Raw genomic sequence first — 15,545 nt, 5'->3', positions numbered from 1 at the left:
GACACCCGCCGTCGACCGGGCTGACGAGGGGCCTTGCCAGCCGCCGCAAAGCGGTACAAAATTAGCCCCATCGAAATGCCGGTTTTTTAACAAAAAAGCAGGTATTTCAAGGAGATAGAGCGGGTGTCTTCGTCTCGTTTCCCGCTCCGAGCATAAAAGAAAAAGCCACTCTAACGAGTGGCTTTTTTTTGCCTGTGATTTACGGAATAGACGCTTAGGCGTCTTTTTTTGTTTGTGCACAAAACCATTGAGATCCAGGTTGGTCCGGTACGAACACTACAAGATTGAGTTCAATATCTCGTGCCAGTTCGAGTCCCTATCTTGACTGGCCTCCTCGGTCCTAAAGGCGAGCATCCGGTGCTCACTATCCTCGAATCTGACTCAAGCAAGCTATCGAACGACGCGATGAAATTCGAAAATTGCTGGCTGGCGGCCCATCTATTCTGAGAAGGCCAAGGCACAAGTTCGCAGCGAGGCCGAGCAGTCATTCTGGATGATAAAACGGCCGTTTTGCTACGTAAGTGTTCGCTTTACGGCTTGGCTAAAAACACCGAGCAAACGTGACGCTGTTCGCACTTTTGAACTCCTGGATGTCGGCGTGTCGATACAGGTGCGCACGGGGGTAAAAAACAACCGCTGGGAGCGCACTTTAATGTTCAATGAGACTGAAAAATAAGAGTATTGATAAAATATCGATGCGCGTCGCTTTTAAATGGTACCACGGTACGATAGTCACGAAATAGCGATGTCTGTAAGAATTATCTCTAATCAGAGAAAGTTGCTCTCGTTACTTCCGAGCAGTTTACAAGAAAATGGTGATGTTCTAAAAAAATCGACTGGACATTGGCAAGATAGGGGCTATGCTGTTTTTACATGAGAAAAAGTTTAGTGAGTGTGACGCAGCATGGATGTTGGCGTAATACGTTGATGGTTTTTAGGTTGCGTGGGAAAAGCCTAAAGTGAGTGGCCAGGATTTCGCTTTAGCGGAATTTCAAGGTGTGCCCAGTGGTTTTAATGTCAAGCTTTATTCCAATGTTCTTAGGTTATCAAGGAGGATTTCCATGTCAAACTACATTCTTATTAATCATCATGATCGTCGTTATGAAACGCTAAAAAAAGGCTTTAATTTACGTTGGCCCGGTAATGGGCAGGGCGCCGACTTCATCTATATCTGTAATAGTCCGGCCTCGGTATGGGCAGCGGCTAACGATGCTTTGAAAAAAAATTATCGCATTACAGTGCGTAGTGGTGGCCATTGCTACGAAGGATTTGTGACGAATAAATTGGTGTCTCAAAGAAGTCAGAGGCTTGCTATTATCGATCTTGGTTTGATGGCAGGTATTGAGTTCGATGAACAAGGGCGTTTGCGCTCTCACTATAATGAAAGTGTAAAATATAAGTTTCGTATAGCTTCGGGAAACCAGAACTGGGATGGTTTTTCGGCTCTCTATAAAACAGCTAATCGTACGATCCCGGGTGGCTCATGCTATTCGGTCGGTGCAGGAGGGCACATTAGCGGCGGCGGTTATGGATTGCTATCGCGTATGCATGGCCTGACTGTGGACTGGTTAAGCGGCGTGGATATTTTAGTGCCGAACAAAACCGGAGACGCGCTGGAGGTTAGGCATGTTCACGAAGGTAGTGATGAATTGGATGGGGAGCGCGACCTGTTTATAGCCTGTCGAGGGGCGGGCGGTGGAAATTTTGGTATTATTCTTAATTACTACTTCAAAGAACTGCCACAAGCGCCGCAGCAAGCTTATCTGCTCTCTTTAGCATGGCCATGGAGTGCATTTGATAGTAAGGATAAGCTTAGTCATTTCCTGAATGAGTACTGGCGCTGGTTTAGTAAGAATGATGAGCATTGGAACAGTGATGACCTGTCTAAAGCCAATGGTGGCTTGTTTGCATTACTTAAATTGCAACACCGCTCAACTGGCGATATCAATTTGCTTGTTCAATATACTGGAATGGATGGGCGAGTCGATGGTGAAAGGCAAACCGAGCCGCTGATCGACTTTGTCACTCATATGAATCAAGCGGCCGGTGAGAATGCGTTTGTCACGACGCAAGATAGTTTATTCGGCCCGATAAGAAAGCGCCATTCAAACGAGCCGAAGCTAAGTAATATCTTGCAGGATGCTAGGTTGATGGATTGGTTGTATGTAACCCAGATGTTAAATGGTTCCGGCAATAATCAACATGGTAAATATAAGTCATTTTATCAGGTTGGTGATTTCTCTGATATGGAAGTTAATGCTATTTGGCAGTACTTCAATCAGGCAGGCGATGCTGTTCTTAATCAGGCATTGTTGCAGATTGACTCTTATGGAGGCTGTATCAATGCTAAGGATGAACAGGAGTGCCCGACTTCCGTCTATCAGAGACGCTCAATTCTGAAAGCGCAGCTTCAGGTTTATTGGAGTAGCCCGATGCATGAGCACCACTGTATTGAGTGGTGTCGAAGTTTTTACAAGGCATTTTTTGAGCAGCAAGGCGGCAAACCTTTTCAAGATAATCAGCGCTATCAAGGGTGTTATATAAACTATCCAGATATCGATATGAAATACACGGACGATAGTCATGCGGTGGTCGATACGCGATGGTTGGAGCTTTATTATGGTGATAAACGGCAAATGCTCATTAGGACTAAGCTTAAATTTGACCCCAAAAACATTTTCCGCAGTGAACTGTCCATACCATTAGCGCATCCTTAGGGAAACTCTGATAAACGTTTTGTTCTATTACTGTTTGTTTGAGCGAGTTCTACGGCTGAAGTCAATACAGTATATGTACCATTATCAACACTGAGTACGCTGGCTAACGCAAGCAGCCCTATCGAGGACTCTTTCTGTTTGAAATAGATCATGTCATGTGTGCTAGGGCTTTATCGGTGCACACTGTGCGGGTGAGCAGTTAGGATTCCTTCGTTAAAGCGACTTGCAGCGATTCAGTTTAGATGTCTGCACCTCCGCTACTAAAGGACTAAGAAATCATGCTGAAACAGACAGTTATTAATCAATATGGAAACCGTATCCATGATGCGGCTTCAGTGATGCCAGATATCTCTTCTAAAAACATCCTGATGGGTTTTTGGCATAACTGGAAAGCTGAGGCCGGGCAGGGTTATCAGCAAGGCCTGTTTGCTGAAATGGCCCTCACGGATATCCCGGAAAACTATAACGTGATTGCTGTCGCGTTTATGAAAGGCAGCGGTATTCCTACCTTTAAACCCGATGCCTACAGTGATCTTGAGTTCCGCCGCCAGGTTGGAGTACTGAATGCGCAGGGACGTGCTGTACTGATCTCTCTGGGTGGGGCTGATGCTCATATCGAGCTTCATGCTGGGCAGGAAGAGGCGCTGGCCTATGAAATAGTTCGATTGGTAGAGACCTACGGTTTTGACGGTCTGGATATCGATCTTGAACAACTGGCGATTACTCACGCGGATAATCGAATAGTGATACCGGCGGCACTACGAAGGGTGCGTGAGTATTATAAGAAGGAAGGTAAGCATTTTATAATCAGTATGGCTCCAGAGTTTCCTTATTTGCGCACTAACGGAATCTATCTCGATTATATTACAGCGTTAGACGATATTTATGACTTCATCGCGCCGCAGTATTACAATCAGGGCGGTGATGGTATTTGGGTGGACGAGCTTAATTTATGGGTTACTCAAAATAGCGATACTTACAAGAAAGAGTTTCTCTACTATCTTACCGATAGTTTGATTCATGGTACGCGCGGGTTTTCTAGCATCGCGGCCAATCGTCTGGTAATAGGCTTGCCCTCCAATATTGATGCCGCCGCGACGGGTTATGTGGTAGACCCCCTAAACGCTATTGAAGCTTTGTCGGATCTGGAAAAAGCCGGCAACCCTGTTCGTGGTCTCATGACATGGTCAGTTAACTGGGATAATGGCAGAGATAAGCACGGCAAGCTTTATAACTGGGAGTTTCTCAATCGCTATGGTTACCTTACTGGCGGAGAGACGCCGGTACCAGAAGGGCCGTCAGTACCGACCGGGTTAACTTCCCTCTCTCAAACACCGTCTTCAATACTGCTTAGTTGGCAACCTGCTTCAGGTGTTCATCCGATCCAAAGCTATCAGGTGTATAGGGGCGGAGTGTCAATCGGCGTAACAGCTACACCTACCTTTAACGACAGCGGGTTACGGCCCGATACCGACTATCGCTATCAGGTGAGCGCGCAAGACAGTCAGGGTGGCAACTCCAGCCTAAGTACAACATTGACCGTGCGTACCTTGTCATCTGGTGGAACCCCGCCGGAATGGGTCACGGGCTCCCGGTACAAGGACGGTGACCTCGTCACTCATAAGGGCGTTACCTATATCTGCGTGATGGTACACACCTCGATTTCTTGGTGGGCACCAGACAAGGCTACATCCCTTTGGCAGCGCGCATAACCAAATACTGAAGCTACAGACGGAAAAACAAAGAAATGGAGATTCATCATGTCTAAACATATAGCGAATCCTATCAGCAAGAGCATAGTTCCACGTCACGGTCATATTTTTTCTCCCGCCTCTCGTGCTTACTTTGCTTGGCAGGCAGGTGACTTGGATGAGGGGGCACTCAACCAGCGTGAATCGGGCAAGTTTTTCCCCGCCGTCGCTGGAGGGTTGCTGGACGTGTATGCCCCTGAAGATGTAGCGAACTCGCCGCCGCCGCCGGATGGAAAAATTGCCAGTGCCAATCAGGCTACCGGGCTGTTCCTCGATCAACCCGGTAGCCACTGGCAAAAACATGAGGTGCGCGGTGGCGAGATGCTGGATATTTCGTGGCACTTTACAGCTAACCATGTAACCCGCCGCTGGAACTACTTCATCACTAAAGAGGCTTGGGACCCGAGCCAGGTGCTGTCCCGTGATCAGTTTGAAGCGGAGCCTTTTTATACTGTCCAGATTAATCTGAAACCTTACTGGTCTCATGGCGATGCGATGAAACCACCTTCACCCACTGTTCATCAAATGCCACTGCCAATCCGCGAGGGGTATCACGTTTTGCTGGCAATTTGGGAAGTTGCAGATACCGCAGCGGCGTTCTATCAGGTTGTGGACCTTGATTTTGTAGAGCGGGAGGGCGGCGGTGGGCGGCCAACCACGCCAACCGGCCTAAAAGCCGGTGACATAACCGATAAGCAGGTTCGTTTAACCTGGAACGCTTCAACCGGATCTTCTTCTATCGCGTCCTATCGCATTACCCGTGATGGCTCTACCACTGTTGATGTCTATGTTCCGTTGTTGAGCTGGACTGATAACAGCGTGTTACCGGGGACCAGTTATAGCTATTTTGTCACCGCTATTGATGACAGAGGCAACCAGTCACTACCGAGTACGGCGATTCAGGTTAGAACTCAAGCTGAAGGTGGTGGTACGGCCCCTCCAACGGCACCGGTCAACCTGCACTCTATGAATACCACCGCAAATACTGTGTCATTGATGTGGGGAGCGTCGACAGGTGGTTATCCGTTGAAACACTATAATTTCTATCGCGATGGGGTGCAGGTTGCGACGATCCCTGCTTCACAAACCGGCTATACCGACAGCGGCCTGACTGCCGCAACAATGTATCGTTTTTTTGTGGCCGCCGAAGATACTCAAGGGCAACTGTCGGTGCCTAGCAACGTGCTAAGTGTCACCACCTCTACCGGCGAAGGGGGCGAGACGCCGGAGTGGAAATTAGGTGAGTCCTACAAGGTGGGCGATAAAGTCATCTATCAGGGGGTTAAGTACGCGTGTTTCCAGGCACATATCTCTAACGCGGGTTGGACGCCTGCAGAGACAGTAAATATTCTTTGGTTGCTGGTTTAACTGAGGTTGTCAAATAAAGTGTGTAAGCCGGAACCTTCTTAGGTTCCGGCTTGCAATACCATGACTGATCAAGAGTCTAGTCGACACATGCTACGCCCCTTATTCAGCAAGGCGTGCACGGCGCGTCAGTAGTCATGAGGCCGCGCCCCCTTCGGTTAAATGCCCTTCTCGACGCGCAGCGTCAATCATGCCAAGCAGGTGTGAAGTATTGAATTTAAATAGCAAGCGGAGTTTATAGGCGCTCGCAGTTTTATGGCTGATCATTAACAGCTTGGCGATCTCCTGATTGTTATGGCCGTTCGCTAAAAGTTTTAATATTTCTGTTTCGCGTCTCGTCAATTTTATTGGCTTCTGTTCACGAGACAAGTACGTGCGCTTGATGGATTTTGCCATTTTTAGAGTGGCGTTGGGGAAGTAATTCTTGCCTATTAGCAGTGCTCTTATAGCGAATTGTATTTCACTCAATTCAGCAGTTTTTGAGATGAATCCGGAGGCGCCGGCTTTTAAGCAACGAATTAAATAATTCTCGGCGTCATAGGCGGTGAGTGCGAGTATTTTGCTTGAGCATTTACCCAAGGTCAGTACAGAAATGACGTCCAATCCGTGTATTTCTGGCAGGTCTAGTTCCATTATTAGCAGGTGTGGCTCAAGCATCTTCACCATGTGTAGGGTTTCCTGCCCATTCTCTGTTTCGGCGACGACGGTGTGGCCGTTTTGTTCCAGTAGCCTCTTGATCGAATAACGCATCAGCGCATGGTTGTCGGCGATAACAATGGTGCTCATCCGTAAAATCCTTTTAGGGTAACGTTCCAACTGCTTACGCAGGGCCAAGTCCATCGCAAGTAATACAGATCTCATGCGATGAAGGTCCCACTAACTTAAATATGGTTTTAGAGGTGTTGGCAAGAAAATATCGTCTATACGAAATGTCCTTAGCCCTTGTAGGAATGATCTATAAAAAAATAGAACGGGCTTCCTGTATTGTTGTTCTGGTCTTCCGGTAGATGTCGGTAGGCATATAACTAAGTGGTCGCACCATCGTGCGTTGCACTTGCTATTTGCATGGTCGTGAACTTAATTGATAAGGATATGATGTGAAAAATTTCTCGTTGAAAAAGCTGGTTGTAACCAGCTTTCTATGTGCTTTAGTTGCGCCTTCGCTGACCTATGCGGCGGATGGGATTGTGAACTTTTCAGGAAGCATCACAGATGTGACTTGCGACATTAACGGCCAGGCGCCAGGGGAGGGCAACGTGACCAATGTGGAACTGGGGCGGATCGCGCCAGGTACATTCGCCGCGATCGGCAACGCGTCACCGTTTGTGCCGTTCAAGCTGCAATTGTCGGGTGCGCAATGCACTAACGACGCCAAGGTTTCGATCGATTTCGATCAAGTTGAAAATATCGATTCGGTTACCGGCAATCTCAAGCTGATCGGCAGTGCACCTGCAACAGGCGTGCAGATTCAAGTATTCAACGATACGGCCAATGGCAAGAAAATCCAGCTGGGCCAAAGGGAAACAACGCCTCAGGTGGCAGTGGTCAAAGGCAATACTGCGACCTTGTCCTACAAAGCGTCTTACGTATCGACCGCGCCTGTTGTCACTCCGGGTTCTGGCATTTCGTTCGTGCGCTACACGCTGGCCTATCAATAACCGCTGACAACGCAGGAGGTGGTTCATGGCGCCGATAGCGCGTACGTTTTCTCTCGCCATCGGCGCTGTGTTCCTTGGGCTGTATGTGCAGGCGTCCCAGGCAGCCATTGTGGTGCAAGGCACTCGAGTGATTTTCCCAGCCAATGTGGATGACGTAACGGTCAGGCTGCAAAGCTCCAGCAGTGCGTCTGTACTGGTGCAAAGCTGGGTGGATGATGGGCACGCAGAAATGGCCCCTGAGGATGTCCAGGTTCCCTTTGTTGTCGCTCCTGCAGTCAGCCGGGTTGACCCCAGTGGCGCAGCGGTGTTGAGGATCAGTCGAACCCAATCCATTGCTGTCGCAGACCGCGAATCGCTGTTCTGGCTCAATGTGCTGGAAACTCCGCCGCGCAGGGCTTCGGATGATGCGGTGTTGCAGTTTGCCTTCAGGACACGACTCAAGCTGCTTTACCGTCCGATCGCGCTTGCATCGGGCGTAGACGCTGCTCCCGAGCAGCTCAAATGGACACTTGTGGCGATGCCCAAAAGCGCGGGGGCGACGAACCTGGCGGTGGCGAATCCGACGCCGTATTACGTGTCTTTCGGCCGTATCGAAGTCGACCACGATGGCCAGGTGTTTCCCGTCAAAACCGGAATGGTTGCCCCGTTCGGCAAGACGGTGCTCACAACCTCAATCCGCCTTGACCGCCACGCTACTCGGTTAAAAGTGCGTTACGAAGCCATCAATGACTATGGCGCAAGGCGGATGTTCGAGCAGCCCTTAGGCGAATAACGCCGCAGGCCTAGCGCTTCTGCCCGGTTCCGGCACACGGCCGCGGCATGGGATTGACTATGTTTTTACCTGTTCGATTTCGACCGAGTGCACTCGGTGGTCTGGCTTTGCCATGGGCAAATGAAAGACACCGCTGGGCACTATTTTTATTCGTTGCCGGCCTGCTGGGTGGGCAGCTTCAGGCATGGGCCCAGGATGCGCCAAAGGCAGAGCCTGTCACGCCCAGCCAGCTCGATGAACCGATCACATTCGATTCGCAGATGTTAATGCAAGGAGCGTCCGGCATGGGCATTGATACCACCCGTTTTGAACAGCCGGCACGCAATGTTCCGGGCACATATCGCTTGGATATTCTGGTCAATGGCCAATGGCGTGCGACCCAGGAAGTCGAGTTACGGGCAGTTGTCGGACTGGCTGATGCACAACCCTGCTACAGCGGCGAGTTACTTACGCGTCTTGGCATAGACCTCAAGCGTAGTCAAAGAGGACGCGGCAGCGATAAACAGAGCGCGGTTCTCCCGCAAGGACTGACCTGCGACACGCTTGAGCGTTTTGTGCCGGGCGCTGTCATCCGTGTTGACCTGCCCGAACAGAAACTGCACATCACTGTGGCGCAGTACTACCTGCAACGGCCCGCCACCAGCACCTATGTCGATCCGTCCAGTTGGGACAGTGGCGTAATAGCCGGTTTGCTGAACTACGACGCCAACCTGTTCAGCGTTCAGAGCCAAGGGCGCCGCGACACGCATGCCTATTCAGGGTTGAACATGGGGCTGAACCTGGGCGGTGTCAGGCTGCGGCATAACGCCAGCCTGACCTGGTCACCCACATTGGGTGGGCGTTACCAGCGCGGTTACGCCTATGGTCAGGTCGACCTGACGGACTGGAGGTCGCAGTTACTGGTTGGCGAGAGCACTACCAGTGGTGAGTTGTTCGATGCGGTGTCGTTTCGCGGCGTCCAGCTCGAAAGCGACGACCGCATGTTGCCTGATACGCAGCGCTACTACGCCCCGGTGGTACGTGGCACTGCGACCTCCAACGCCAAGGTTTCTATCTATCAGCGTGGCTACCTGGTCTATGAAACAACCGTAGCGCCGGGCTCCTTCGAGATCGCCGACCTGCAAGCAGCGAGTTTTGGTGGTGACCTGCGGGTAACAGTCACTGAAGCCGATGGTCGCGAACATGGGTTCGTCGTGCCATTTGCCACAACCGTGCAGTTACTTCGCCCGGGCTCGATGCGCTACAGCCTGGTGGCTGCTCAGTTAGTGGATCCCGGCTTGCACGGCCGACCGCCAGTTGTCTTGCAAGGCACCCTGCAACGCGGGCTGGACAACAATCTGACCGGCTATGGCGGCACCGCACTGACCCCCAGCTATGTATCCGGCCTGGCAGGCATGGCGCTTAATACCCGGTTCGGCGGTTTCGCCGCCGACCTCACCGCAGCGAGCACCGAACTCCCCGCAGGGCAGACCCAGCAGGGTTCCAGTTTGCGCCTGTCGTACAGCAAGAACCTGCCCAATAGCCGCACGAATTTTTCGTTGCTCGCCTATCGCTATTCAACCTCAGGGTACTTGGGGCTTCACGATGCCGTAGCGCTTCAGGATCGGATGCGCAACGAGCGAGGGGGCACCTCAGACTTTGCCCGCGTACGCGCGCGGTTCGACGCCAACATCAGCCAGGGGCTGGGCGCCGATGGAGGCAGCGTATATCTCAACAGTTCCTCAAGCCAGTACTGGCAGCATGGGGGACGGACACTCAGTTTCTCCATGGGCTACAGCAATCAGTGGCGCGGCAATTTCTACTCGATTGCGGCTCAGCGTAGCCATAGCGCCTCGCCGGGCGGGCTGCGATATACAGGGGATCAAGACGACACGCAGCTCACCTTCACGCTGTCGATTCCCTTGGGCCGCGATGGGCATGGCGGTGCGGTGATCAACAGTTATGCCAGCCATGACCGTCGCTCAGGCCGGCAGATGTCTACCGGTATATCCGGCGCCTTCAATGAGCGCGGCGATGCCTCTTATGCCGTTTCGGTCGCCCATGCCGACCGGCAGCGCGGTGCCTCCAGCAATGCCAGCGTCAACTACCGTCTGCCCCAAGGCGCGTTCGGTGCAAGCCTTTCCCAGGGGCCGGATTATCACCAGCAGTCACTCAGTGCATCGGGCGCCGTGGTCCTGCACCCGGGCGGCGTGACGCTTGCGCAAACCCTTGGCGAAACGGTGGGTGTGGTCAAGGCACGCGACGCCGAAGGCGCCAGGGTTGGCTACGCAGGGTCGAGCATTGGCAAGGACGGCTACGCGATCATCACCAGCCTGAGCCCTTATCAGCTCAACCAGGTTGATGTCGACCCGCAAGGCGTACCCAATGATGTGGAGCTACAGGTCAGTTCACGCAGCGTCGCCCCTCGTGCTGGCGCCGTGGTGATGCTGGATTTCCCGACACGTAAATCCCGCCCGTTGTTGATCGACAGCCGACGCAGTAATGGCCAGCGCCTGCCGTTCGCTGCCTCAGCTATTGATGTGCAGAGCGGCCAAGTCATTGGTGCGGTGGGGCAGGGCAGCCGGCTGGTGGTACGCAGTGACAAGGATCGCGGCTCGATTCGCGTGGAGTGGGGCAGCGATGCCGCCCAGCAATGCCAAGTGGATTATGCGCTGCCCGAGCGCCACGCCCGCGAAAACAGCGCGTTCGAGTTGCTCAATCTGGTGTGTCACGACATAGACGTCCGGCCTGCAGGCAAGGAGCGTGCGTTGTGAGGTCGCTTTATGCCGTGTGCCTGCTGATTTGCGCCCATGCCAGTAGCAGCCAGGCCGCGTTGACGGTGACGGGGACTCGTTTCGTCTACGCAGCCGATACACGTGCGCTGACGGTGCGGATCAGCAATGGCGGCGAAGCGCCGATCCTGGCCCAGAGCTGGTTGGACCGGGGCCAGATCAATCAAGACCCCTCAGGCCTGTCCGTGCCGTTCGTGGTCAGCCGTCCTTTGTTGCGCTTGGACCCTGGGCAGCGCAGTGCGCTTGAAGTCCGCTATACCGGCGAAGCGCTGCCTGCCGACCGCGAGTCGCTGTTCTGGCTGAACTTCCTTGAAGTGCCACCGCTGCCGCCACGCAGTACGCATCTGCTGCGGCTTTCGTATCGGTTGCGCATGAAGCTGCTGTTCAGGCCGGCGGGGCTGACGGGGAGCGCGGAAGAGGCGGGCCGACAGTTGACCTGGCGCGCACACCGCAAGGCCCTTGAGGCCTGCAATAAGGCACCGTTTTTTGTCTCGCTCACTGCGCAGCGACTGGAGCCGGGAGCCGCTGACGAGATTCAGCGCAGCGCCACGATTGCGCCATTTACCTGCGCGGATTTCCCCCTTACAGAGGCGTCGGCGACACCTGATTTTATCCATTACCAATTTGTTGCAGACAGGGGAGAAATGATCGATGCACGGGCGCCGGTTCACCATGATTAACGATTTCGCGACGAGGCCTTTGCTCGCCGTCGGTGTCGCGCTGGCGCTCTCTGGCGTGCCCTCGGTCTGGGCCCAGGTACCCAGTGCGGGTCAGGTAATGCGTGACATTGAATCCCTGGCGCCGGCACCCCTGCCTTCTGCGCCGGTGCAGGTTGACATGCCCCAGCCTTCAGCACCGTCTCAGGCAACGCCTGGCGGCGGTATGCAGTTGCAAGTGAACGGTTTTGTGATCGACGGCAACCAGGTCTTCAATTGCGAGCAACTGCTTGAACTGCTGGCCGACTTGCCGGGCCAGTCATTGGACCTCGCCGGGCTGCGCGCCGCTGCACAACGCATCACACAGTATTACCAGGCTCACGGGTATGCACTGGCGCGGGCTTTCTTGCCTGCCCAGGACATCGATCAAGGCATCGTGCGTATCCAGGTGCTGGAGGGGCATTACGGTCGCATCGAGTTGAACAATCGCTCCCGCGTGATCGATGCTGTGTTGCAGCAACCGTTGTCGGCATTGCGTCCGGGTGGAGCGGTCTACGACGCAGATCTGGAGCAAAGCCTGTTGTTGCTCAGCGATCTTCCAGGCGTGGCAGTAAAAGGCACTTTGCGCCCCGGCTCACTGCCCGGCAGCACCGACCTGGTGGTCGATGCCGAGCCTGGCCCCTGGTATGCCGGCACTCTGGAAGCCGACAACTACGGCGACCGCTACACCGGCGAATATCGCCTTGGCGCCAGCCTGGTTTTAAACAACCCGCTGCGCCTGGGTGATGCCCTCAACATGCGCCTGCTGCAAAGCGATCAGCACCAACGTTACTACCGCTTCGGCTACAGCCTGCCAGTGGGCCCGTGGTCGACCACCCTTGGCACCTCCTATTCGCGCATGAGCTACCAACTGGGCAAGGACGTAGAAGTGCTCGAAGCAAAAGGCCAAGCCACCGTGCGCAGCCTCTTCGCTTTGCAACCCTTGATTCGCAGCCGCACCTTCAACCTCAGCGCGCAATTGCAGTTCGACGACAAACAGCTGCAAGACGATATCGACCTGTTCGACCTGCACAGCCCCAAGCATGTGGAACTGTGGACTCTGGTTATCAACGCCAGTGGCCAGGATCGCTGGCAGGGTGGCGGGCAGAGTTTCGTCTCGCTCAGCTACAGCGCCGGGCGCCTGGGCATCGGTGAAGCCATCGACCGCACCATGGACCGGCTTAGCGCTGGCGCAGCGGGGCATTTTACACGGGCCAATCTGAGCCTCGGCCGCTTGCAGTACCTGAGCCAGCGGTGGCAGCTGTACAGCCAATTGAATGCGCAGTGGGCGGGTAACAACCTCGACAGTTCCGAGAAGTTTGGCCTCGGTGGCCCTAATGGCGTTCGCGCCTATGCCCTCGGGGCGGGTAGCGGCGACCAGGGCTGGCAGGCCAGCACTGAGCTGCGCTACCTGGCCGCGCCGGGCGTGCAACTGAGCACCTTCGCCGACCGGGGTGTTATCACGGTCAGCAAACGGCCTTGGACTTCAGAAAACAATCAGCGATCACTCACGGCCGCAGGGGTTAGCGCCAGTTGGCGCGGCGCCGGACAACAGCTCAGCGTCACCGCAGCCTGGCCCATCCACGGGACTGAGCAGAACGACGCACCACATCAGAATCCGCGTGTGTGGTTCAGCGCCATTCAGTATTTCTGAGCACATTTGTGCTTGGGCGCAGTACCGCCTTGCAATGCTATGCAAGGCGTCATTAAGGAAGAGGAAATTCATGTGAACAAGGTTTACTCACTGGTCTGGAACCACGCGATGAGCTGCTGGAAGGTTGCTCACGAAGGGGCTCGTCGGCATTGCAAAACGGGCGCTAAATGCTCGGCCATCGGCGCATTGGCGTTGTTGAGCGCTGCACCGGCATTTGCCTTGCCGGTAGGCGGTACGGTGGTCTCCGGCAAGGCCGATATTTTGGGGTTTGAATCCAATTCGCAAATGTCGATCAACCAGCACACCGATAAGCTGATCACCAACTGGACGGACTTCAGCATTGCCGCTGGGCAAAAGGTGGTGTTCAACCAACCAAGCGCCTCTTCTATCGCGCTCAACCGAGTGATTGGCACCAATGTCAGTAGCATCAAAGGTCAGATGGACGCCAATGGTCGCGTGTTTCTGGTTAACCCCAACGGGATCGTGGTCGGTCAAGGCGCACAGATCAACGTCGGCAGCTTGATTGCCACCACCAAGGACATCAAGGATGCGGATTTTGTCGCGGGCAAATACACCTTCAGCGGTGTTTCCAATGCTGAAATCAGCAACAGCGGCACGATCAACGCACAACCGGGTGGCAGTATTGCGCTACTTGGCAACCAGGTGCGCAACGATGGCGTTATCCAGGCCCAGATGGGCCAGGTTGCGTTGGGCGCTGGGAATGATTTCACGGTCAATTTCGACGGCAACCAACTGCTCAATCTTCAGGTCACCGGTGATGCGATCAACGCCCTGGCGCAGAACGGCGGCTTGCTCAAGGCCGACGGTGGCCAGGTGCTGATGACAGGTAAAAGCGCCAATGCGATGTTGCAAACGGTGGTGAATAACCAGGGCGCCATCGAAGCCAAAACCTTGAGCGGCAAAGCTGGCCGTATCACGCTGGATGGCGGCGATGCAGGTACGGTCAAGGTCGGCGGTTCGCTGCAGGCTCACGCCCAAAATACCTATGGCAGCGGTGGCATGATCGAGGCCAAGGGCGCCACGGTCGAGACCCAACTGGGAACCCAGGTCAATACACTGGCCACCAATGGTCAGACCGGTACGTTTAAAGTCAGCGCCAAGACAGTCCAGATTCAGCCAACTGCAGCATCAGCGGGGAAGACCGCCTACTCCGACACATTGTCGCGCAACCTGACCAGCACCAATATTGAGCTGGTCAGTACCGACGGTGATTTGAACCTGGCTGGGCCGATAGCCTGGAACAGCGCCAATGGTCTGACCTTGAGCGCGACCGGGAACGTCAACCTCGACGGTAATGTGGCTGCGACCGGTAGTGGTGCGCGTGTCGCGCTCAATGCCGGTGGTGATGTGAACGTAAACAGTAAGGTTTCACTGACCGGGCTCTTCAGCGACCTCACATTGAATCACGGGGGGGATTCGGTATTAGGCACGGGCGGCCAGTTGACCTTGTCTGGCGCAGGGGCGACGTACGCCTCCAATGGTGATCGGTACACCGTTATCCAGAACCTTGCGCAATTACAGAACATCAACGCAAACCTTAACGGCCATTACGTGCTGGGTAATAACATCGTTGGCCGTTCAGCTCAATTCAAGGCTATTGGTGATAAAGCCGCGTTCGGCGGTATTTTCGACGGTTTAGGCAACACCGTGAGCAACTTGTGGATCTCCAGCACCGGCAGTAACAGTGGGTTATTCGCGGTCTCCTCAGGCACGATCAGCAATCTGACACTGGACAGTGCGACCATCAATAATGGTGGGTCGCAAGCCTATGGGTTTGCAGCGATCGGAGGGCTGGTGGGGCTGAACGTCGGTACATTGTCCAACGTGACTGCCCGCAACCTCTTGGTCAACGCTGGCAGCAGCGGGGCGAACAGCGTCGGTGGGGTTGTTGGGCAAAACTACGGTGGCACAATCAAAAATGCCGTGTCCAGCGGGCGCGTGGCGGGCAACGCGTATACGCACGCCATCGGCGGTATAGCCGGTGAAAACGTTACGACCTCAGGCGGTACGGCGCGCTTAGACCATGTGGTTTCAAATACTGTGGTGGGCGGCGCCATGCAGCGAGACGCCATGGGTGGCGTTGGCGGGCTGGTGGGCTGTTCTCTTATACACATCTCCGAGCCCACGAGACCGTCTCATAT

Annotated in this window: 10 protein-coding genes; 9 read left to right on the top strand and 1 reads right to left on the bottom strand. The window is 54.2% G+C overall.

Annotated elements, in window-relative coordinates; genetic code table 11:
* The first annotated feature begins 1,061 nt into the window (after window positions 1–1,061).
* The 3 genes from GIV35_RS23445 (at window position 1,062) to GIV35_RS23435 (ending at window position 5,836) form a co-directional block, all read left to right on the top strand.
* Window positions 1,062–2,717 carry a BBE domain-containing protein gene (locus tag GIV35_RS23445; RefSeq protein ID WP_223024129.1) on the top strand — a complete coding sequence of 552 codons (1,656 nt, stop codon included), beginning with the start codon at window positions 1,062–1,064 and terminating at the stop codon, window positions 2,715–2,717.
* A 278-nt stretch (window positions 2,718–2,995) separates the two neighbouring features.
* Window positions 2,996–4,429, top strand: coding sequence for a carbohydrate-binding protein (locus GIV35_RS23440; protein WP_223024128.1), 1,434 nt, complete (start codon window positions 2,996–2,998; stop codon window positions 4,427–4,429).
* A gap of 48 nt (window positions 4,430–4,477) precedes the next feature.
* Window positions 4,478–5,836, top strand: coding sequence for a lytic polysaccharide monooxygenase (locus GIV35_RS23435; RefSeq protein ID WP_236265459.1), 1,359 nt, complete (start codon window positions 4,478–4,480; stop codon window positions 5,834–5,836).
* Window positions 5,837–5,968: 132 nt separating this feature from the next.
* Here the strand turns inward: GIV35_RS23435 and GIV35_RS23430 are convergent, their stop codons facing one another.
* Entirely contained in the window at window positions 5,969–6,619 is a 651-nt protein-coding gene (locus GIV35_RS23430; protein WP_223024126.1) for a response regulator transcription factor, read from the bottom strand.
* A 311-nt stretch (window positions 6,620–6,930) separates the two neighbouring features.
* Between GIV35_RS23430 and GIV35_RS23425 the strand changes: the two genes are divergently transcribed.
* From GIV35_RS23425 to GIV35_RS23400, 6 genes are all read left to right on the top strand, one after another.
* Window positions 6,931–7,491, top strand: coding sequence for a fimbrial protein (locus GIV35_RS23425; RefSeq protein ID WP_223024125.1), 561 nt, complete (start codon window positions 6,931–6,933; stop codon window positions 7,489–7,491).
* 25 nt (window positions 7,492–7,516) lie between these two features.
* On the top strand, window positions 7,517–8,263 hold the full coding sequence (locus tag GIV35_RS23420) for a fimbrial biogenesis chaperone (protein WP_236265460.1): 747 nt from the start codon (window positions 7,517–7,519) through the stop codon (window positions 8,261–8,263).
* Between the two features lie 161 nt (window positions 8,264–8,424).
* A complete protein-coding gene (locus tag GIV35_RS23415; protein ID WP_419789663.1) occupies window positions 8,425–11,016 on the top strand; it encodes a fimbria/pilus outer membrane usher protein in 2,592 nt (863 codons plus the stop codon).
* A complete protein-coding gene (locus GIV35_RS23410; protein ID WP_236265463.1) occupies window positions 11,013–11,714 on the top strand; it encodes a fimbrial biogenesis chaperone in 702 nt (233 codons plus the stop codon). Before GIV35_RS23415 ends, GIV35_RS23410 begins: the two co-directional genes overlap by 4 nt.
* Complete coding sequence (locus GIV35_RS23405) at window positions 11,707–13,383, top strand: ShlB/FhaC/HecB family hemolysin secretion/activation protein (protein WP_419789558.1); 1,677 nt, start codon at window positions 11,707–11,709, stop codon at window positions 13,381–13,383. Before GIV35_RS23410 ends, GIV35_RS23405 begins: the two co-directional genes overlap by 8 nt.
* 12 nt (window positions 13,384–13,395) lie before the next feature.
* Window positions 13,396–15,545 (top strand): two-partner secretion domain-containing protein (locus GIV35_RS23400; protein ID WP_236491442.1); only part of this gene is annotated, 2,150 nt, incomplete at its 3' end.

This window comes from Pseudomonas sp. PA-1-6B (assembly GCF_021609545.1).
Classification (GTDB): Bacteria; Pseudomonadota; Gammaproteobacteria; order Pseudomonadales; family Pseudomonadaceae; genus Aquipseudomonas; species Aquipseudomonas fluorescens_BV.
This window is presented reverse-complemented; position numbering and strand designations above follow the sequence as displayed.

What these genes read in the sequence shown, in the direction of transcription:
- GIV35_RS23445 (WP_223024129.1), top strand. Translation starts at nt 1,062, where the DNA reads ATGTCAAACTACATTCTTATTAATCATCATGATCGTCGTTATGAAACG.
- GIV35_RS23440 (WP_223024128.1), top strand. Translation starts at nt 2,996, where the DNA reads ATGCTGAAACAGACAGTTATTAATCAATATGGAAACCGTATCCATGAT.
- GIV35_RS23435 (WP_236265459.1), top strand. Translation starts at nt 4,478, where the DNA reads ATGTCTAAACATATAGCGAATCCTATCAGCAAGAGCATAGTTCCACGT.
- GIV35_RS23430 (WP_223024126.1), bottom strand. Translation starts at nt 6,619, where the DNA reads ATGAGCACCATTGTTATCGCCGACAACCATGCGCTGATGCGTTATTCG.
- GIV35_RS23420 (WP_236265460.1), top strand. Translation starts at nt 7,517, where the DNA reads ATGGCGCCGATAGCGCGTACGTTTTCTCTCGCCATCGGCGCTGTGTTC.
- GIV35_RS23405 (WP_419789558.1), top strand. Translation starts at nt 11,707, where the DNA reads ATGATTAACGATTTCGCGACGAGGCCTTTGCTCGCCGTCGGTGTCGCG.